Below are 17,385 nucleotides of genomic sequence, written 5' to 3'. Positions count from 1 at the left end.
GATCGTGTCTATGTCGTAAGAATGTACGGACATGAACGACCGGAGATGCGTCATGGCCGGGAACGATAGGGGGACGGAGTTGCGAATGCAGAGTGCCGAATTGACACCGAGGGTCTGGGAACGGATCCGCGCCGCGCGCGACGGTGCTGTCTGCCTGTGTTGCGGTAGCTGGACACAAGGCGAGGCAGCGGCGCTGAGGCTCTACGGGTCGATGATCGCGGTGCCAGGCACGCAACATGTTGTCGCCCAGATCGGGCAATCGCTCGACGGGCGTGTCGCCACCGAATCCGGTGACGCAGCGGATGTCTCCGGGCCGGACGGGCTGGCGCATCTCCACCGGATGCGCGCGCTTGTGGATGCCGTGATCGTCGGCGTGAAGACCGCGCTGCATGACGATCCGCGCTTGAACGTCCGGCTGGTATCGGGCCGGTCGCCGGCCCGGGTGGTGATCGATCCGCAGGGGCGCCTGCCGAACACTGCGCGGCTTTTTGCCGAGGACGGCGTGCGCCGCATCGTCATCCAGGCGGTGGACACCGAAAGACCGCCCGGTGTCGAGGTCATCCGCCTGCCGCGCGGCTCGTGGATCGAACCGGGTGCCATAGTCAGGGCGCTGCGCGGGCTCGGATTGCATCACCTGATGGTCGAGGGCGGCGGCATCACCATCGCCCGGTTCATGGAGGCCGATCTGCTGACCCGCCTGCATGTCACGATCTCGCCACTGCTGATCGGCGCCGGCCCGCAGGGGCTGACGACACGGCCCGTGGCGCGGCTGTCGCAGGCCCGGCGTCCGGAAACGCAGGTCTACGGGCTGGGATCGGACGTGCTGTTCGATTGCCGCCTCGGGGCGTCCTCGGTCGCCCATCTATGGCCGCACACCCTGTCGACCGCGGCGCTGCAGGGGTCATGACCGGGTCCGGGGAGACACGCGCGCTTTGGATCACCGGCCCCGAACGGGCCGAGATCCGGGAAACGCATGTTGCGGCCGGCGCGGATGATTGCGTTGTCGAGACGCTCTATTCCGGTATAAGCCGGGGAACCGAGCGGCTGGTGTTCGAGAACCGCGTGCCGGAAACCGAACATCGGACGATGCGCGCCCCGTTCCAGGAGGGCGACTTTCCGTTCCCGGTAAAATACGGCTACAGCGCCGTCGGTCGCATTGCCGCCGGCCCCGACACCGGGCAACTGGTCTTTGCGCTCTACCCGCACCAGGCGCGCTTCGCCTGTCCAAAGGCGGCGGCGGTGCCGGTGCCTCCCGAGGTGCCCGTGGCCCGCGCGGTGTTGGCGGCGAACATGGAGACCGCCCTCAACATCATCTGGGATGCCCGCGTGCAGCCCGGCGACCGGGTGGCGGTGGTGGGTGCCGGCACCGTCGGCGCACTGGTGGGATATCTCGCCGCGCGCATCCCGGCGACCGATGTGTGCCTCGTCGATGTGGATGCAGCGCGCGTCAAGCTGGCGGATAGGCTGGGATGCGCATTCGCCGCGCCGCAGGATGCGCCCGGCGAGGCGGATGTGGTGATCCATGCCTCGGCCAGCGATGCGGGGCTGGCCACCGCGCTGTCGCTCGCCGGGCGCGAGGCCACGGTGGTCGAGGCCAGCTGGTTCGGCACCGGTCAAAGCCGTGTGCCCCTTGGCGGGGCCTTCCATCAGCGCCGGCTGCGCCTTGTCGGCTCTCAGGTTGGCGGCATCCCGGCCGATCATGTCGCACGTTGGGGCTATCGGCGGCGTCTGGAAACCGCGCTGCGGTTGCTGGCCGATCCGACGCTAGACGCGATGATCTCGGGCGAGAGCGCGTTCGAGGATCTGGCGCAAGACTATGCCTCGATCCTGCGCGCGCCCGACACGTTGTGTCACAGGGTGCGGTATGCCCCGACCCCGGAAAGCCCTGCGCCATGAGCCCAATGCGGTCCATGGTGTTCGGCGTGTCCGGCGACATCGACACGGTGACCGGCGGATACCTCTATGACCGCCGGCTTGGGAAGGCGTTGAGCGCGGCCGGGCATGACCTGCGCTATCTGCGGTTCGGCGACAGCTTTCCGCATCCCGAGCCCGCGGACATGACCGACGCGCTTGCACAGCTTCAGGCGCTGCCGGGGGACTGTCCGGCGCTGGTCGACGGGCTGGCCTATGGCGCGCTCGACACCTCGGGCCTTGCGCGGGTGCGCGCGGCGCTGGTGGCGCTGGTGCATCATCCGCTCGCGCTCGAGCCCGGGCTGGACGCGGACACCGCCGACCGCATGGCCGCTCGCGAGGCCGCCAACCTGGGGCTGGCGCGGCACATCGTGGTCACCAGCCCGCATATCGCGGGGCTGCTGAAGGAGCACTACGATGTCGCCGCGCATCGCATCAGCGTGGCGCGGCCCGGGTTCACGCCCCCTGCCCCAGCCTGCACGCCGCGCGGCACGCCGCCGCTGATCCTGTCGGTGGGCCTGCAGGCGCGGCGCAAGGGCCATGACATCCTGCTGCGGGCGCTATCGCGGTTGACCGATCTGGACTGGCAGGCCGAGATCGTGGGGCGTGCGCACGAGCCCGACACGGCCCGCGCGCTGCTGGAGTTGCGCGACACGCTGCACCTCGGGGCGCGCGTCACCATCGCCGGCGAGGTGGACCAGGCGGTGCTCGACGGGCTTTACCGGCGCGCCAGCCTCTTCGCGCTCGCCACACGCTACGAAGGCTACGGCATCGTCTTCGGCGAGGCCATGGGCCACGGCCTGCCCATCGTTGCGACGCGGGTTGGCGCAGTGCCGGGGACCGTGCCGGCCAAGGCCGGGCACCTGGTCCCGCCCGACGACCCCGACGCGCTGGCCCGCGCGATCCGGCGGTTGCTGACCGACACCGCGCTGCGCGAGCAGGTCGCGGCCGGTGCCCGAAGCGCCTCGGCCGATCTACCGAACTGGACCGATACCGCGCGGGTGGTGGCCGACGCGATGTTCGCGCACGCATCGGTACGGGCCAGTTGACGCAAGCGCGCCACGTGCGGAGATCGTGCGGAGATGATGGAACTTTGGCACCCCATTGCAGAGGAAGGAACGCGACATGACGCACCATGATGACACGCAGTCCACCGCATCGGACAGCCCGGTGCTGATCCTGGGGGCGACCTCGGGGATCGGCGCGCTGACGGTGGACGAGGCCCTGGACCGGGGCCTGCGCGTGCGCGGCTTCGCGCGCGGCGCGGACGCCATGGACCCGCGCGAGGGGCTCGAGCCCTGCGTCGGCGACGCGCAAAAACCCGAAGATCTGTTACGCGCCCTGCAGGGGGTGTCGGCGGTGATCTACGCCCTCGGGGTCAAGGAACGGCCGGCGATGGTCTGGCGAGAGGAGACGCTGTTCTCGCGAACCACCGCGGCGCTGATCGACGCGATGCAGGCGACGGGGGTTCGGCGGCTGGTCGCGGTCACGGGCTTTGGCGCCGGCCGCAGCCGCGACGCGATGAGCGCGTTGGAAAAGCTGGGGCACAACGCCGTGCTGGGGCGGGTCTATGACGACAAGTCCCGGCAGGAGTCGCTGATCATGGAAAGCGGTCTCGACTGGACCATCGCGCGCCCGGTGATCCTGACCAAAGGCGCACGCACCGGCACCGCGCGCGTGCTGCGCGAACCGGATGAATGGCGCAACGGCCTGATCTCGCGCAGCGATGTGGCGGCCTATCTCGTGGATGCGGTGATCGACGGACTCGACATCCAGCGCGACGTGGTGCTGGCACGGTAAGGCGTATCCGCTCGCGATGTCGCCTTCAGGCTCACTTGCGCAGGAACCGCAGCAGCACGACGGCGGCGAATGACAGCAGCAGGATCGCTCCGGCTTCGATCGCGATGCTGTAGGGATCCATGTCCTTGCTTTGCAGCACGATCAGACGCGCCAGTGCGGTGATCGCGATGAAGATCGGAAACACGAAGGGCTGGCCGCGCCCCGTATAGAATACGGCGACCATGGCGATCACCTCGGTGTAGAGGAACATCAGAAGTACGTCGCCAAGCTGGACGCTGCCCGCTGCGATCACGGTCCGGATCTCTTCGTAGGCGGCGAACAGTGTCAGAACCACCACCAGGAACAGCATCCCACGCTCGAGGTATTTCAGACCGGTTTCGACCAGCCTTTCCTCTGGATCCTGCACGCTATCGGACGAGTCGATCTCGCCGGGTTGATCCGCAACCGATGATGACGGCGCTTTCGCCTTTCTCGGGTTATCGTTCATGAGCCTCGATCCCTGTTGCGGTGTTGATGATGGCCTCGCGTGGCAAGCCGGCACTTGGTTCAGGGCAAATTGCCGCGCCAAATCGACCGAACGCTGCCGTGTTTTACTTCACGTTTATGCGCAGATTGTTTCCGCCCCTCTTGCCAAGTTTTCCAAAACGAACCCGGCGTCTGTTGCTTGCCGGGATCGTCCTGTCGTTTCTGGCCGGCCCGGCGGCGGTTCAGATCCTGATCCTGATCCTGACCGGGCTGACCTGACGCGCCGGATCGCCGGGTCGCGGTCACACCGCGCTCAGGACCACGATCATCGCGAGCACGTAGATCAGGATCCCGCCGCCGATCAGGAAGTAGTGAAACTTGCCGATGAAAGTGGCCTTGGCAAGTCCGCGCGCCTGGTCGAAGAGGTCGGGCCACGTATAGCTGACGAAATCGCCTTGCGTGAAAAGCGCCTGGATGCGGCCTTCGGAATCGACGACGGGCAGCCGCCGGAATCGCTCGTTGGACATCATGCGCAACCAGTCGAGCACGTAATCGGTCTCCTTCGCCATCCGGATCTCGCGGGTCATGATCTCCGACAGCTTCACCGTGTCGGGATCGCTGTTATGCGCGACAAGCTTGTACATGATGTCGCGCTCGGTCACGATGCCCTGCACGCGGTTGTCCTCGTCGACGATCACGATGCAGCCGTAGCTGCGTTCCTTCATCGCCGCGACGGCGTCCCTGACGGACATGTCGCCCGGACCGGTCAGAGGGTGAAACTTGTTGGTGTATTCGGGCCGGTCCATGAGACGCGCGCCCTTTCTCGGTTCATCCGTCGCCACTGTCGCTTTCCTCTCTTTTACGGTTCGCTATTGCGAGTCATTCCGGGCGATTTCGCGCGCCGGCCTGTCAATATGGTAAATCGACCGGCGACCCGATCAAGCACCGCGCCCGCATCCGCGTGAATTGCCCCCGGCGTCGCCATGTGGCACCCCGGGACACGGGCGCTGCGGCGATATGGGGCGGTGTTGTCTGTCCTTGCCCCTGCGACCTGGTCCGATCACGCGGCAAGCGGGCCGCCAGTGGCCCGTGCCAAGGTCGGATGACGCAGGGTCGTGGCGCCGATCCTCTCGAGATGGGCGGCAAGGGTGTCCCTGGCGGCGGGGTCGAGATGCCAGACGCCGTCCCCCAGCAGGACCAGCTGTGGCCTGCCCAGCAGGATCCGCGCCAGCGAGAGCGCGCTGCGGTCATGCGTCGACAGACCGCGGCCGCCTTCGGCGAGAGGGCCATCAAGCCCCCCTATCCGGTCCAGCAGCGCCCCCAGCCCGGCGTCGCGCGCCGCTTTTTCAAGCCTGGCATCCGACGGTTGCCGGCTCAGGCCGAGCGCCAAGTTCCGGCGCAGCGACCCCATGAGCACGGCGGGCGCGCTGCTCAGACGGTACACGCCGCGGCGAAGGCTGCCGCGCGACAGCTCGGTCAGGCAGATACCCGACAGCGCGACATGGCAGGGCGGGACCTTCTCGAGCCCGCACAGCGCGGAAAACAGCGCATCGGCGTCGGATGGCGCACAGGTCAGGTCGTGTCGCCCCCTCGCCGCGACGTCGAGCGACAGCGCGGATCCCCCCGGCATCGGCAGATCCCGCACCATGACATCAAGCGGCCCGCGCGGCAGGCGCGTGTCGCCCTGCCCGCTCCTGCGCTGTTCGCGCGCCAGGGCCGCCACGCATTTCCTGCGGGCCGCGAGGTAGGCCGCGCGGAAATTCCACACGCTTGCCAGGTCGCGCAGGGGCGTCACCACCAGGCCGATGGCGGCAAGCGCCCCGGCGATGGTGCCCGTGCCTGTCCCGGTCTGCGCGCCGGTGACGATCACCGCGCAGGCGGCCAGCCCGGCCACCGCATCGGGCAGCGACTTGAGCGATTCCGCCCAGGCCAGGCGGCGCATCGCGGCGCGGATCATGCGCTTCGTGCGCTTGCGAAGGCTGCGCAGCTCGGCCGGGCGGCGCCCCATCCGGTCAAGTTCGGGGGCGAGCGGCATGCGTTCGGCCATCTCGGCGGCGATCCGCGCGCGGCGCGCCCGCAGGCGGCGGTGCAGCGGCTCGAGCCGTGGCCCGACGACGGCCATCACCCCGAGCGTGACGGCGAAAAGGGGGGCGACGACAAGCGCGAAGCGCGGCTCGAGCCCCCACAGCACGGCGCAGGCGGCGGGCACCATCACCGCCGCCGCGATCAGCCGGGGCAACCCCTTGCCCAGCCAATTGCGAAAGGCGGTCATGTCGCCCACGAAACGCAGGCTCATGTAGCCGCTGCGCCGTCTGGCCACGGCGCTTGCCGGCATCCCCGCCGCGTGGTCCAGCAGCGCAAGGCGGATGGCAAGGGCATAGTCCTGCCCCAGCCGTTCGCCCATCAGCCGCGCCAGCACCCGCGCGCCCGCGATCACCAGCCCCGAGGCGGCCAGCGCCGCGATCAGGCCGAGCGGAAGACCGGCCTTGCCGTTCATCGCCTCGAAGAGGCCGCGGGTGGCGAAGGCCGCGGCGGCGGCGGCGGCGCCCTGCACAAGCGTCACGGCGCTGACCTTCGCCAGCCCCCGCCCGCGCCCGTTCTCCATGAGGTCGGGCATCGGCATCAGGCAGCCTCCTTGCGGCCCAGCCCGGCGCGCAGGGCAAACCCGGTCGCCTCGGCCGGATCGGCGAGATCGGCCTTGGTCAGCACGTGCAGTCCGGTCGCCTCTCCGGCCTCGGTACTGGCCATGGGCGAACAGCTGACCATACCGGTCAGCGCATCGGGGCGCAGCCCGTGACGGGTCAGCATCGCCACGCCGCCCGCCGCGGCCACGGCGTCGCCGCAGGCAAAGACCAGCCCCGAGATCAGCGCCTTGAACCACGGATCGGCGATCATCGCGGCGGTCTCGCGCTGCAAGAGGCCGTCGGCCACCTCCATCACCACGATGTCGCAGCCCTGCGCCCCGGCCTCGGCGATCAGCGCCCGTGTGGCCGATTTTATCCGGTGGAGAGGTTCGCGGTAAGTCGTGACCATCCCGGCATCGGTGAAATCGCCCACGTAATGTGCGCCGCTGTCGCTATATTCGTTGACATCGCCAAAGGCCCCGGTGCCGGTCGCCTTGATCGCGCCGACGCAAAACCCCGCGCGCCGCAGCCCGAGAACAAGCTGCGCGGTGGCCAGCGTCTTGCCCGAGTTCATCGAGGTGCCAAGCACGGCGATGACCGGCGGCTGCGGTTCGCCCCGGTGGGGGGCAATTGCGAAATCGGCGAGGTTCACCGCGCGCCCCGCCGCATCCAGAAGCCGGGCCGCGGGCATCAGCCGCGTGGCCGGCCTGATGCGGCTGTTGCGCGCCATCATGCGCCCGATGCAGCCGCCCCCGGCCAGCAGGTCGGCACCACCCGGGTCGATCTCGGCCACGCCTTCGAACTGGTCGGGAGCGTAGCGCGCGCCGCAGGCCATCACCACCGCATCGCCGGGATGGATCAGCGAGGGCCGTCCCGACGGCAATTGCACGCGCCGGTGCTGCCCGAGCCTGTCGACATGCGCGAGGATCAGGTCGCCGGGCCGTGCGGCGGCGAAATCGGTATCGGTGCGGGCCACGCGGGCACGCTCCACGCGCCGCGTGACGAAGGTCCACTTGGCGCGGTCGAGGATGTCGGTCAGGGTCATGTCAAATCTCCGTGGTTGCGTGGCGTGTGGGATCAACTCGGGATGCGGCGCGCATCGAGCACGCGAGCGGCGAGATCGTTTCGGGTGATGGCGCGCACCACGTCGTGGTCGCAATCGGCCAGTTCGACGAAGCGCGCCCGCGCGGGCACGCCGTGCCGGTCCGCCGCGGCGGTCAGCGCCGCGACATAGGCGCGGGCGCGCGCATGCCGATTGCGGCCCTGCCCGGCATCGAGGGCCGGGGTCGTGCGCAGCGCCGGGTCGCGGGCGACGTCGCGGCTGCCGACATAGACCGATATCGGCAGGCGCAGGAATTCGCGCAGCCCGTCGGTGTTGCGCCGCGCCCAGGTGGCGCCGGCGCGGTCGGTGCCGGGCGCAAGTCCGTAGGGATAGGGCATCGTCTCGTCGGGCAGGCAGTACCATCCCGCCGCCACCAGGTGCAGCGCGGTGACCCGGTGCGGGTAGAGCATGGCAAAGCGATGCGCCAGTTGCGCGCCGCCGGAATGACCGAAGATATCCACAGGGCCGGCATGCCCGGGCAGTCTTGCGGCGACGGCATCGAGCAGCGCCAGCAGCGCCTGATCCGGGCGCGCGGCCTTGCACGGACGCTGAAACGTGGGCCAGGCGTCCTCGGCGAAGTGCGGCACGACGAGCGTGCGGCCGGTACGCTCGGCCTCGGGCGAGAACAATCGCGCCAGTTCCTCGGCATTGCGCGAAATGCCGTGCAGGACGACCATGGGCGGCGCGGGCACGGGATCCGTCGGCCGGATGATCCGGGCCATCAGGCGACCGGCGGCGCTGTAGGCCGTGATCTCGCCGGCGATATCGGCGTCGAAATCCGTCATGATATCCTTCATCGTCTCTTTCTCCGGTCATGTGTTCGATACCGGGACAACGTGGCCCGCCGGGGGTTATTCCCCGGCGCGACGTATTTTCCTGCAGAATGTGAGAATGGGCCGGGCTACTCGGCGGAGACCGGCAGAAGGGGCAACCGCCCGGGGCACCTGCCCCCGAGATCCAGCAACCCGTACCCGTAGATGTCATCGCGGCCCTCGGGACCGAGATCCGAGGCCGTCGCGACAAGCCGCCCGCGCACGGCCTGCGGCGTCAGCATGGGATCGTGCTGCAGCCACAGCGCCGCGGCGGCGGTTACGAAGGGGGCTGCAAAGGACGTGCCGGTCTTCCAGCGCGCGCCCTCGATCGAGGCCGCGGTCCAGACCTCGACACCCTGGGCGGCCAGATCGACATGCGGCCCGCGCCCGGCGCGGCGATAGGCGGTGCCGCCGCGGTCCACCGCGGTGACCGAGATCACGCTGTCATAGGCTGCAGGATAGGCCGGGTCGGCGCGCGGGCCGGCATTGCCGGTGGCGGCCACGACGACGATCCCGCGCTGCTCGGCAAGCTGGTCGAGCGTATCCTCCAGCACGGTGTTGGGCGGGCCGGCAAGGCTGAGGTTGATCACCTGCACGCCGTCCTGCGCCAGCCGGTCCAGCGCGCGCACCAGCGTGAACGCATCGGCGCGCTCGTCGCCCGCATCGCGGTAAAAAGCATCGACCGCGCTCAGGCGCGCGCCCGGCAGCAGGCCCGGCACACGGGTCTCGGGATCCCCGACCAGCAGGGCGGCGACGGCGGTGCCGTGAACGGCCTCCGACGGCGAATAATCCTCGGGCACGATGCGCGTCAGCTCTATCTCGGCCGCCATCAGCGCCTCGTGATCGGGGTTGAGCCCGGTATCGACGATCCCGATGCGCACCGGCGCGCCGCATCCCGCGGGCCCGATCGCCCGGGGCCAGTTGATCAGGTCGCGCGCCGGGCAATGCAGACCGTCGCACGTCGCCGCCGGCGGGGCTTCGGTCAGCGCCGCCGCCGTGGCCATGCCGTCCTGCCCGGTGCGGTAGTAATGGTTGAAATCCGCGGCCTCGCCCGACGGCAGCGCGCGCAGCGCGGCGCGGGCCTCGTCCAGCGTCACGCCATCGGGCAGGTCGAAGCGGCGGATGGTGGTGGCGAGGCTCGCCAGGTCGACGCTTTCAAGAACGACATAGCCTTGCGCCACCAGCGTGGCGGTATCCTCGGGCGAGAGGCCGCGCGCGACGATCTCGTCGGGCGCGCGCTCGGGGCGGGGCGCGGGTTGCGGGGCGGCACGACGCCGGGACCGGGCCTGCGGCTGCTCGACCGATTGCCCCGTGAAGAGGCGGCGGAACGCCCGGATGACATCGCGCGGGCTGTCGACCTCGCCGGTCCCGACGCTGCCGGCGCCGCCACCACCGGACGCGCCACTCCCGCCTGACGAGCCACGGCCGCCGCCATCGTTGCCATCACCGCCGTCTCCGTCGCCGCCTTCACCGCCTTCCCCGCCTTCACCGCCTTCCCCGCCATCGCCGTCATCCGCCCACGCGGGTCCGACGATCTGGACTGACAGCATCATTGGTGCCATGCCCATCCCCCACAGGCAGATCACTGCCAGTCCCACCATCCAAACGCGTCGCATTCCGGAAATCTCCTTTTGTCTTCGTCACCGACCATGCCATGTACGCGATAACGTGGAAACCGTGTGGTAATTCCATCGGAACGCGACGAGGCCGGGAAAAGCAGGTGATGCGGGATCATTTCGTCGAGGAGGTCGTGGATCTTCTGCCCAATCTCAAGCGATTTGCCCTGTCGCTGTGCCGCAAGGGGGACGTGGCCGAGGATCTCGTGCAGATCACTGCCGAGCGGGCCTTTCGCGCACGCGCGCAATTCGACCCGGCGACCCGGCTCGAGGCATGGCTGTTCCGGATCCTGCGCAATGCCTGGATCGACATGATCCGGCGCGACGCCACGCGCGGCGAGGCGATCGACATCCACGACGCGCCGCAGGCCGACCCCGTGGACAGCGCCGCCCAGGCCGACGATCGGCTGATGCTCGCCTCGGTGCGCGCCGCCATGAAGGATTTGCCCGAGGATCAGCGCGCCGTGCTGCATCTGGTCTGCGTCGAAGGGCTGAGCTATGCCGAGACGGCCACCGCGCTGGAGATCCCCAAGGGCACGGTGATGAGCCGTTTGAGCCGCGCGCGCCTCGCACTGGCGAAAAAGGTCGGAATAGACGGCGCGGCCAGCCGTTGACATCAGGCAACACCAAGGATGGTGACCATGGACATCGACGACGAGACATTGATGGCGCTCGCCGACGGCGAGATCACCGGCGACGCCGCCGCGCGCCTGCACACCCGGATTGCCGCCGACCCCGAATTGGCAGCCCGCTACTGCGTGTTCACGCAGACCGCTCATTGGGTGAACGCGGCGGCGCGCGAGGGTCCCGACGCCGTCGTCTCGACCGACCTCGGCGCCCGCGTCAGGGACATGGGCGCGGCGTCGCGCGGGGCCGACACCGTGGTGCCGATGCGTGGCCCGGCGCCGCGATGGCAGCCGATGGCGCTGGCCGCCTCGCTGGCCCTCGCGGTCGGGCTTTCGGCCGGTGCCGTCTTCATGTCCGGGGCGCCACAAACCGGCCCGCTGGACTTGACCGCCGAGTTGAAGGCGCAACTCGGCACGCTGCCCTCGGGGAGGCAGACGGCCCTCCCGGATGGGCGCGAGGTGAGCATCGTCGCCTCTTTCACCGACGGTGCCGGCGCCTTCTGTCGCGAATACGAAACGGCGGCCGACGACGCGACACGCTATGTCAGCGTCGCCTGTCGCGACGGCTCGGACTGGTCGCTGCGGTTCGCGATGGCGACGGCGTCGAACACGACCGGCTATGCGCCCGCCGCGTCACTGGAAGCGCTCGACGCGTTTTATGCCGCGACCGATGCGTCGCCGCCGCTTCCCGAGGACGAAGAACGTGCGTTCCTGAAGTAGACTTGCACACCTCGCCGGAGTTGGAGAGGTTCACGCGTCATCACCTCATCCCCGGCGACCCGCAAGACCCGAGGCCCGCAGCCAGCGCCGAAGACGAAAATGCCTTTCGAGGAACAGCCACGCCATCAGAGGTCACGGCAGAGCGCGACTGTCGAATGACCCCGGAGCACCGCCTGTTTTTCACGCCCGCAAATCGCGGGTCTTGGAAATCCAGAATACCCGAACAGAACCATAACCTGCTGAATGCACTCAACTCATTGCCGATCAGGGTCTCAGACACCTCGTTTACGACGCCGCTATGCACGTATCTTGGCGGATCGGAGCCCCGACAGGCAGGCGGTTCAAACCGGATGCTTGCGAAATTCAGGGCTATTGCCACGCGCTACGAAAAAACCACGTCTGGGTATGCGACCAACTGGCACCTCGCAGCGGCACCCAACGTCCTACGGTGAATGTCCATGGGCCATGTGACAAGGCCGCTACGCGGTATTGCCGCATCCCGTGCAGTCAGTTGACAGGGATTGCCGCGAAAGAGACCTCCAAACCTGTCAACTCGCTGCATCATCATAGGGTCCAAAACCAAACCCGGCAGGAATTTTCGGCCTTGACGTCTTTTAGAAGCTGGCCTAATCGAAACCCGCATGGCGGGGTAGCTCAGGTGGTTAGAGCAGCGGAATCATAATCCGCGTGTCGGGGGTTCAAGTCCCTCCTCCGCTACCATCGAACCCCCCACTTGAACATCAGGGCTTGAGATGAGGGCGCTTAGGTGCCTCTTGACCTTGACGAGGATACCATCGTCCTCTGACGGAGAGACGACAATTTCTGCGACCAGTTCCCTCACCGTATCCCGTGCCGTGCTGTCCGATTTACCATCAGGTGAAGTGAGCGAAGTAACCAGGTCTCGCAAGGCGGACGCATACCGTGCCGGCGTGGCCGGGTTGAAGGTGATGTCCTCGTCACGCTCGTCGAGTGCCGCGAGTTCCACCTCCGCGGCGCGAAGGCCGTTCTTAGCCTCGAGGATTTTCGCTTCAACATCAGGGCCGTCCAGAACTCCCCGCTCATACAGTTTCAGGCGACGCTCGAACAGATTGCGTGCTTCTGCGACCGCGCGCTGGAGCTTGCCTTGATCGGGCTTGCCCGCGCCGGCGAGAGCCTTCCGTTCCTCATCATAGGCCGAAACGTATTGCTCAAGATAGGCGGGATGCAGAAGATGGTCGTGGAGCGTCGAGAATATCTCGTTCTCGATCAGATCCAGGCGAAATTTCCCGGCGTTGTCACAGGACCCGCTCTCTCGAGACGTCGAGCAGGCGATCCGAATTGCACTGCCCTTGCGGTCATGGATCGCCATGCCACTCCCGCAGCACCCACATTTCAAAAGGCCCGAGAACGGTCGGGTTGGCGTCCGGGTCGATTTTCCGGCCGACTTGGCGTGGGATGGCCGCGAGAGACGCTTCTGGACAGCGTCCCAGAGTTCCTCGTCGACGATCCGCAGATGCGGCACCTCGGCGTGTTTCCATTCCTCTCGAGCCTTTACACGGCTGACCCGCTTTCCGGTGACTGGATCGAGCACCATCCGGACCCGGTCCCAGACAAGGACGCCGGCGTAGATAGCGTTGCGAAGGATACCATAGCCTCGATCGGCGCTGCCGTTCAGCGTGGAGGCGTTCCACTTTGTGCCTCTCGGCGGCAAGATACCCTCTGCCTTGAGATCGTGGGCGATCTGCCGCGGGGAGGCACCGCCGGCGTATTCATGGAAAATCCGCCGGATCACATCGGCTTCATTCGGTTCAACCTGAAGCTCGCCAGGTCGTCCAGGGATCGGTGTGTAACCATACGCCTTTCCACCACCGCTTAGCCCTTCTCGAATGTTGCCGACCATGCCGCGATGGATCTTTTCACGGAGATCCTTGAGGAACAGCGTGCCCATGAGGCCGCGCACGCCGATCTGTATTTCGTTCTGCACACCTTCGTTGGCTGAAATGATGTCGATTTCGCTGAAGCGCAGCAGTTTCGAGACCTGGTGGAGATCGCCGGAATCCCGGCTGATGCGATCGACACATTCGACCACGACGGCATCGAACCTCCTGTTACGGGCTGCTTCGAGGAGTTGAGCGAGGCCGATGCGACCAATGAGTGTCTCGGACGTCATGGCGCGGTCTTCGAAGACCGCGACCTCGCCGTAGCCCTCGCGTTTCAGGTAACTTCGGCAAAGCTCCACCTGATCTTCAATGGAGCGATCCGATTGGAGCGCTGTTGGCTCCCGGGTGAGGCCGTTCCGNGCAAAGCTCCACCTGATCTTCAATGGAGCGATCCGATTGGAGCGCTGTTGGCTCCCGGGTGAGGCCGTTCCGCACCCCTCCCCCGACCCCCCCGCTAGCTCGCGCTTCCCACGCGGGGTCGAGAGGGGACACCCCTCTCGACGCTCTCCCCGATTGGCGGGCCACCCTGTGCTGCGCGCGCGTCATGACGCGCAGCACAAGGCGGCCTGCCCGAGAGCACAAACCGCGCTGCGCGTCATCATTCCAACCTCAGAATGGAGACGCCAATGCTATCCACATCATTCCCGACGTCATGGAAAGCTCAGCTCAGGCCTGGCGATGTCGTGAAGTTCCGCTTTCCGGTCGATGATCCGGACAACCCCGAGGCCAAGGCCAAACGCCGCCCCTGTCTCGTCCTCGGCGTTCGCTGGTACGGAAAGATCAAGCTGGTCGAGATTGCCTACGGCACCGGCGCGAAAAGCGGCGCAAATCGCGGCTTCGAGATCCGCGTCAAGGGCGGCAAGGCAAAGGCACAGGCCGGGCTAACCTGCGGCACCCGCTTCATCGGCACGCGCGAAATCATCGTGAGCGTCGGTCATTCCGGCTTCGAGCCCGAGCCGGAAACGGGAACACCCATCATCGGCCACCTGGATGCAAACGGCATGCGCCGGCTGCTCTCCGTCAAAGCGATGCTCAAGGCGCATGGAAACACGGCGCCCTCGGCGATCAGAGCCCGTCACCTGCGAGAGCAAAACCGGGAACGGCAACACGCGAACCGCGGTTTTCCAGAATGGAACCGCGCTTCGCGTGTTTCGATCCCGAAATCGAGTTGAGGACCACCAAATGTATCTCACGAACCCCGACGCACCCGACAGTATAGAGATCCGGGCGGCAGAGGCTTTCGCGGCGGCGCGCAGATGCGTGACCGCGTTGCACCAGGATATCATCCCGAAGCTTCAGCCACGCGAACGCCTCGGCCCGAAACGGCTTCTATCTGCGATAGAGCAACGCCGCATATTCGAAACCGAGACGCTCATCGAGCTCGATGTTCTGATCGAAAAGGTCTCGCGCCGGATCCGCGGGGGCTCCGAGCACGTCGAGCAGTACATCGCCGATGAATGCGCTGCAGAGGGCGGTGGCACGATCACTCACTGCCAGCTCACCCCCGACGCCGAGGCGCTCGCACGTGCTCTGCAGCGCCTGCTGGCGTTCAACCAGGCCATGCTCGATGTTCACGACATGGCTCTGGCCACGCTGGCAAATACAAGGCCCGCCTACGAGGCGGGCCTTGGAGCGAATGCGTGTTCGCTAAAGCTGGTTGCAGAAGCTCACTTTAGACTTTTACCGACGGAAATGCATATAGCATTGTTAATACGATATAATTTATTTCCAGACCAAGCATGGATCACAATGAGAGGCGCACTTGCAGCTTCACAACGAAGCTCTCGGCATGGCCTGAGCCGGGCCGGCGGCACCGATCAGTCGTAAAGGCCGGTCAGGCTGCGCGCGGCAAGCTCTTGCGAGAAAGGCCGCGGCAGAGCCGGGTCGCCCAGCCGGGCGCGGTAGATCGGCAGGCTTTCGGCCACGCGCATCACGTAATTGCGGGTCTCGCGGAACGGGATATGCTCGATCCAGTCGACGATCCCGTGCGCGTCCTGCAGGCGCGGATCGCCGTTCTCGTCGATCCATGTCGCGGCCCGCGACGGCCCGGCATTGTAGGCCGCGGCGACCAGCAGGATGTTGCCGCCATAGCGGGTCAGTAGCCGATCAAGGTAGGCCGCTCCCAGCCGTGCATTGTAGGCCGGATCGCCCAGCAGGGCGGAGGCGTCATAGGCAAGCCCCAGATCGCCGGCCACCGCGCGCGCCGTCGCGGGCATCAACTGCATCAGGCCGCGCGCGCCGGCGGGGCTCGCGACGACGGGGTTGAACTCGCTCTCGCGTCGCGCGATCGACAGCACCAGTTCGGCGGGCGCGGCCAGCGCGCGCTCGGGCAGATCGTAAAGCGGGTAATACGCGGCTTCGGCCACGATCCCGCGCGCCGCGCCGGCCTTTCCGACCATCACCTGCAGATAGGGCTGATCCAGCTCGGCCAGCATCTGCCCAAGCTGGATCAGCCCGGTGCGATCGAGGCCCTCGGACAGTTGCACGAAGAACCGCCGCGACAGCGACAGGTCCCCCAAGCGTAACGCCAGCGTGCCGATTTCCTTCAGATCGCCGCGCGCGAACGCGGCCGATCGCCATGGCGGGACATCCGCGTCGCCGCGCAGTTGCGCCTCGACGCCGGTGCCGGCCTTTTCGGCGGCCAGAAGCCCGTAAAAGCTGGTTGGATGCGCCGCACCCTCGCCGTAGGCAAACGCGGCCGCGGCGTCATCGCCGAGGGCCTCCTGCGCGCGGCCGATCCAGTAGCCCGCGCGGCCCAGCGAGATCGGTGTCGAGACCGCGGCGCGGAACCGCTGGAAGTGATCCAGCGCAAGCTCCGGCGCCTCAAGATGGCGCAGCGCGATATAGCCCGCCAGCCATTCCAGGTCGGCATATTGCGCGCCCTCGACGAGGTGATGCACCGCCGCCAGCTCGTAGGCCCGTTCCAGCGCGCCGTCGCGCATCTGTTGCCGCGCGAGATAGCGCCGCCAACTGGCCCAACGCTCGGGCTCGCCGAGACCGTCGCGGATACGACTCTGGCGCAGCAGGATGGCAATCGCCTCTTCGGCGTCGCGCTGCAAGGCCCGGTTGAAACGCTCGAAGGCGATGCCCGGTTCGCGAGTCTGCGCCTCGGTCAGGTCATCCGCCTCGCCGCGCTCGGCCTGCGCGCGCAGTTCGGCGCGTTGGCGGGCCGCGTCGCTTGCCAGCGGCAGCATGTCCTCGACTGCGCGCCACCCCCGCCACAGCGCGGTGTCGAGCCGCGCATCGTGATGCGGACGCAGCAGCGGGCCGAAATCGCGCCGAAAATCCGCGTGCTCGGACGGCGTCAGATCCAGTGTGCGCCAGGCCAGCACGATCCCGGCCTCGGCCTCGCCCTGGCGGCCGCGCGCCAGATGCGCGCGCGCAAGATTCAGCGCGCCGGTGCCGGTCTGCGGGCGGTAGCCCTTGTAAAACGCAAGGACATCGTCGAACGCCGCGCGGGTCATCGGGGCCTCGCTTGCCCGGCGCAGACGGTTCAGACCCGGCCAGTGGCCGTTGCGGTCGAGAAAGTCGAGGATCTCTGACGGGGCGCCGCGCCCGGCGCTCAGGCGGTACCACTCGATCAGGTCGGCCGCCGCCGGCCCGTCGCGTGCCGCCAGCGCCGCGGCCACGTCCCAACGGCCTGCCGCCATCGCCTCGAGCGCGCTGGCCAGCGGTCTCGGGGCAATCCGCGGCAAGTCCGCGGCCTGCGCCGCCAGGCTCGACAGACCCAGCCCGAAAAGCAGGGCGAGCACGCGCAACATCTCTTGCATTTCATCTCCGGCAAGGGGTA

General features: G+C 67.6%; 17 protein-coding genes and 1 tRNA gene. 10 read left to right on the top strand and 8 right to left on the bottom strand.

Translation table 11 applies throughout. From position 1 onward, the window contains the following. The first annotated feature begins 85 nt into the window (after window positions 1-85). The 4 genes from V8324_RS07660 to V8324_RS07645 all read left to right on the top strand — a co-directional run bounded on the left by V8324_RS07660 (window position 86) and on the right by V8324_RS07645 (window position 3,711). Window positions 86-907: a RibD family protein gene (locus V8324_RS07660; protein WP_336419342.1), complete on the top strand. Its 822-nt coding sequence runs from the start codon at window positions 86-88 to the stop codon at window positions 905-907. Continuing rightward, entirely contained in the window at window positions 904-1,896 is a 993-nt protein-coding gene (locus V8324_RS07655; RefSeq protein ID WP_336419341.1) for a zinc-dependent alcohol dehydrogenase, read from the top strand. Before V8324_RS07660 ends, V8324_RS07655 begins: the two co-directional genes overlap by 4 nt. After that, window positions 1,893-2,960 (top strand): glycosyltransferase family 4 protein, encoded by a 1,068-nt coding sequence (locus V8324_RS07650; RefSeq protein WP_336419340.1) that lies wholly within the window; start codon window positions 1,893-1,895, stop codon window positions 2,958-2,960. The genes V8324_RS07655 and V8324_RS07650 overlap by 4 nt, the downstream gene beginning before the upstream one ends. A 76-nt stretch (window positions 2,961-3,036) precedes the next feature. Continuing rightward, the gene (locus V8324_RS07645; protein ID WP_336419339.1) at window positions 3,037-3,711 is read left to right on the top strand and encodes an NAD(P)-dependent oxidoreductase; all 675 of its coding nucleotides are present in this window, start codon (window positions 3,037-3,039) and stop codon (window positions 3,709-3,711) included. A gap of 31 nt (window positions 3,712-3,742) precedes the next feature. Here V8324_RS07645 and V8324_RS07640 read toward each other — a convergent pair whose 3' ends face one another. After that, the gene (locus tag V8324_RS07640; protein WP_336419338.1) at window positions 3,743-4,198 is read right to left on the bottom strand and encodes a phosphate-starvation-inducible protein PsiE; all 456 of its coding nucleotides are present in this window, start codon (window positions 4,196-4,198) and stop codon (window positions 3,743-3,745) included. 29 nt (window positions 4,199-4,227) lie between these two features. On the opposite strand from V8324_RS07640, the gene V8324_RS07635 reads away from it, so the two are divergent. Then, window positions 4,228-4,455 carry a hypothetical protein gene (locus V8324_RS07635; RefSeq protein WP_336419337.1) on the top strand — a complete coding sequence of 76 codons (228 nt, stop codon included), beginning with the start codon at window positions 4,228-4,230 and terminating at the stop codon, window positions 4,453-4,455. Window positions 4,456-4,478: 23 nt separating this feature from the next. Here V8324_RS07635 and V8324_RS07630 read toward each other — a convergent pair whose 3' ends face one another. From V8324_RS07630 to V8324_RS07610, 5 genes are all read right to left on the bottom strand, one after another. Further along, window positions 4,479-5,018: a CBS domain-containing protein gene (locus V8324_RS07630; protein ID WP_336419336.1), complete on the bottom strand. Its 540-nt coding sequence runs from the start codon at window positions 5,016-5,018 to the stop codon at window positions 4,479-4,481. A gap of 218 nt (window positions 5,019-5,236) precedes the next feature. Then, the gene (locus tag V8324_RS07625; protein WP_336419335.1) at window positions 5,237-6,799 is read right to left on the bottom strand and encodes an ABC transporter ATP-binding protein; all 1,563 of its coding nucleotides are present in this window, start codon (window positions 6,797-6,799) and stop codon (window positions 5,237-5,239) included. After that, entirely contained in the window at window positions 6,799-7,845 is a 1,047-nt protein-coding gene (locus V8324_RS07620) for a hypothetical protein (RefSeq protein WP_336419334.1), read from the bottom strand. Before V8324_RS07620 ends, V8324_RS07625 begins: the two co-directional genes overlap by 1 nt. Window positions 7,846-7,877: 32 nt before the next feature. After that, window positions 7,878-8,687, bottom strand: coding sequence for an alpha/beta fold hydrolase (locus V8324_RS07615; RefSeq protein ID WP_336419333.1), 810 nt, complete (start codon window positions 8,685-8,687; stop codon window positions 7,878-7,880). A 116-nt stretch (window positions 8,688-8,803) separates the two neighbouring features. Further along, window positions 8,804-10,330: a S8 family serine peptidase gene (locus tag V8324_RS07610; protein ID WP_336419332.1), complete on the bottom strand. Its 1,527-nt coding sequence runs from the start codon at window positions 10,328-10,330 to the stop codon at window positions 8,804-8,806. A 107-nt stretch (window positions 10,331-10,437) separates the two neighbouring features. On the opposite strand from V8324_RS07610, the gene V8324_RS07605 reads away from it, so the two are divergent. From V8324_RS07605 to V8324_RS07595, 3 genes are all read left to right on the top strand, one after another. Next, window positions 10,438-10,944, top strand: a complete 507-nt coding sequence (locus V8324_RS07605; RefSeq protein WP_336419331.1) for an RNA polymerase sigma factor — start codon at window positions 10,438-10,440, stop codon at window positions 10,942-10,944. Between the two features lie 27 nt (window positions 10,945-10,971). Next, window positions 10,972-11,676 carry a hypothetical protein gene (locus V8324_RS07600; protein ID WP_336419330.1) on the top strand — a complete coding sequence of 235 codons (705 nt, stop codon included), beginning with the start codon at window positions 10,972-10,974 and terminating at the stop codon, window positions 11,674-11,676. Window positions 11,677-12,319: 643 nt separating this feature from the next. Further along, a tRNA-Met gene (locus V8324_RS07595) sits at window positions 12,320-12,396 on the top strand. Here V8324_RS07595 and V8324_RS22355 read toward each other — a convergent pair. Continuing rightward, window positions 12,353-13,978, bottom strand: coding sequence for a recombinase family protein (locus V8324_RS22355; RefSeq protein ID WP_442970486.1), 1,626 nt, complete (start codon window positions 13,976-13,978; stop codon window positions 12,353-12,355). The genes V8324_RS07595 and V8324_RS22355 overlap by 44 nt on opposite strands. Before the next feature lie 243 nt (window positions 13,979-14,221). On the opposite strand from V8324_RS22355, the gene V8324_RS07585 reads away from it, so the two are divergent. Together V8324_RS07585 and V8324_RS07580 are read left to right on the top strand one after the other, a co-directional pair. After that, complete coding sequence (locus V8324_RS07585) at window positions 14,222-14,767, top strand: hypothetical protein (protein ID WP_336419328.1); 546 nt, start codon at window positions 14,222-14,224, stop codon at window positions 14,765-14,767. A gap of 10 nt (window positions 14,768-14,777) precedes the next feature. Further along, window positions 14,778-15,422 carry a hypothetical protein gene (locus V8324_RS07580; RefSeq protein ID WP_336419327.1) on the top strand — a complete coding sequence of 215 codons (645 nt, stop codon included), beginning with the start codon at window positions 14,778-14,780 and terminating at the stop codon, window positions 15,420-15,422. On the opposite strand, the gene V8324_RS07575 is transcribed toward V8324_RS07580, so the two are convergent. Then, window positions 15,413-17,365, bottom strand: a complete 1,953-nt coding sequence (locus V8324_RS07575) for a lytic transglycosylase domain-containing protein (protein WP_336419326.1) — start codon at window positions 17,363-17,365, stop codon at window positions 15,413-15,415. The two genes, V8324_RS07580 and V8324_RS07575, sit on opposite strands and share 10 nt — an antisense overlap. Between the last annotated feature and the right edge of the window lie 20 nt (window positions 17,366-17,385).

The organism is Roseovarius sp. D22-M7 (assembly GCF_037083785.1).
Taxonomy (GTDB): domain Bacteria; phylum Pseudomonadota; class Alphaproteobacteria; order Rhodobacterales; family Rhodobacteraceae; genus Roseovarius.
This window is presented reverse-complemented; position numbering and strand designations above follow the sequence as displayed.

What these genes read in the sequence shown, in the direction of transcription:
- V8324_RS07660 (WP_336419342.1), top strand. Translation starts at nt 86, where the DNA reads ATGCAGAGTGCCGAATTGACACCGAGGGTCTGGGAACGGATCCGCGCC.
- V8324_RS07655 (WP_336419341.1), top strand. Translation starts at nt 904, where the DNA reads ATGACCGGGTCCGGGGAGACACGCGCGCTTTGGATCACCGGCCCCGAA.
- V8324_RS07650 (WP_336419340.1), top strand. Translation starts at nt 1,893, where the DNA reads ATGAGCCCAATGCGGTCCATGGTGTTCGGCGTGTCCGGCGACATCGAC.
- V8324_RS07645 (WP_336419339.1), top strand. Translation starts at nt 3,037, where the DNA reads ATGACGCACCATGATGACACGCAGTCCACCGCATCGGACAGCCCGGTG.
- V8324_RS07640 (WP_336419338.1), bottom strand. Translation starts at nt 4,198, where the DNA reads ATGAACGATAACCCGAGAAAGGCGAAAGCGCCGTCATCATCGGTTGCG.
- V8324_RS07635 (WP_336419337.1), top strand. Translation starts at nt 4,228, where the DNA reads ATGGCCTCGCGTGGCAAGCCGGCACTTGGTTCAGGGCAAATTGCCGCG.
- V8324_RS07625 (WP_336419335.1), bottom strand. Translation starts at nt 6,799, where the DNA reads ATGCCGATGCCCGACCTCATGGAGAACGGGCGCGGGCGGGGGCTGGCG.
- V8324_RS07620 (WP_336419334.1), bottom strand. Translation starts at nt 7,845, where the DNA reads ATGACCCTGACCGACATCCTCGACCGCGCCAAGTGGACCTTCGTCACG.
- V8324_RS07615 (WP_336419333.1), bottom strand. Translation starts at nt 8,687, where the DNA reads ATGACGGATTTCGACGCCGATATCGCCGGCGAGATCACGGCCTACAGC.
- V8324_RS07610 (WP_336419332.1), bottom strand. Translation starts at nt 10,330, where the DNA reads ATGCGACGCGTTTGGATGGTGGGACTGGCAGTGATCTGCCTGTGGGGG.
- V8324_RS07605 (WP_336419331.1), top strand. Translation starts at nt 10,438, where the DNA reads ATGCGGGATCATTTCGTCGAGGAGGTCGTGGATCTTCTGCCCAATCTC.
- V8324_RS07600 (WP_336419330.1), top strand. Translation starts at nt 10,972, where the DNA reads ATGGACATCGACGACGAGACATTGATGGCGCTCGCCGACGGCGAGATC.
- V8324_RS07585 (WP_336419328.1), top strand. Translation starts at nt 14,222, where the DNA reads ATGCTATCCACATCATTCCCGACGTCATGGAAAGCTCAGCTCAGGCCT.
- V8324_RS07580 (WP_336419327.1), top strand. Translation starts at nt 14,778, where the DNA reads ATGTATCTCACGAACCCCGACGCACCCGACAGTATAGAGATCCGGGCG.
- V8324_RS07575 (WP_336419326.1), bottom strand. Translation starts at nt 17,365, where the DNA reads ATGCAAGAGATGTTGCGCGTGCTCGCCCTGCTTTTCGGGCTGGGTCTG.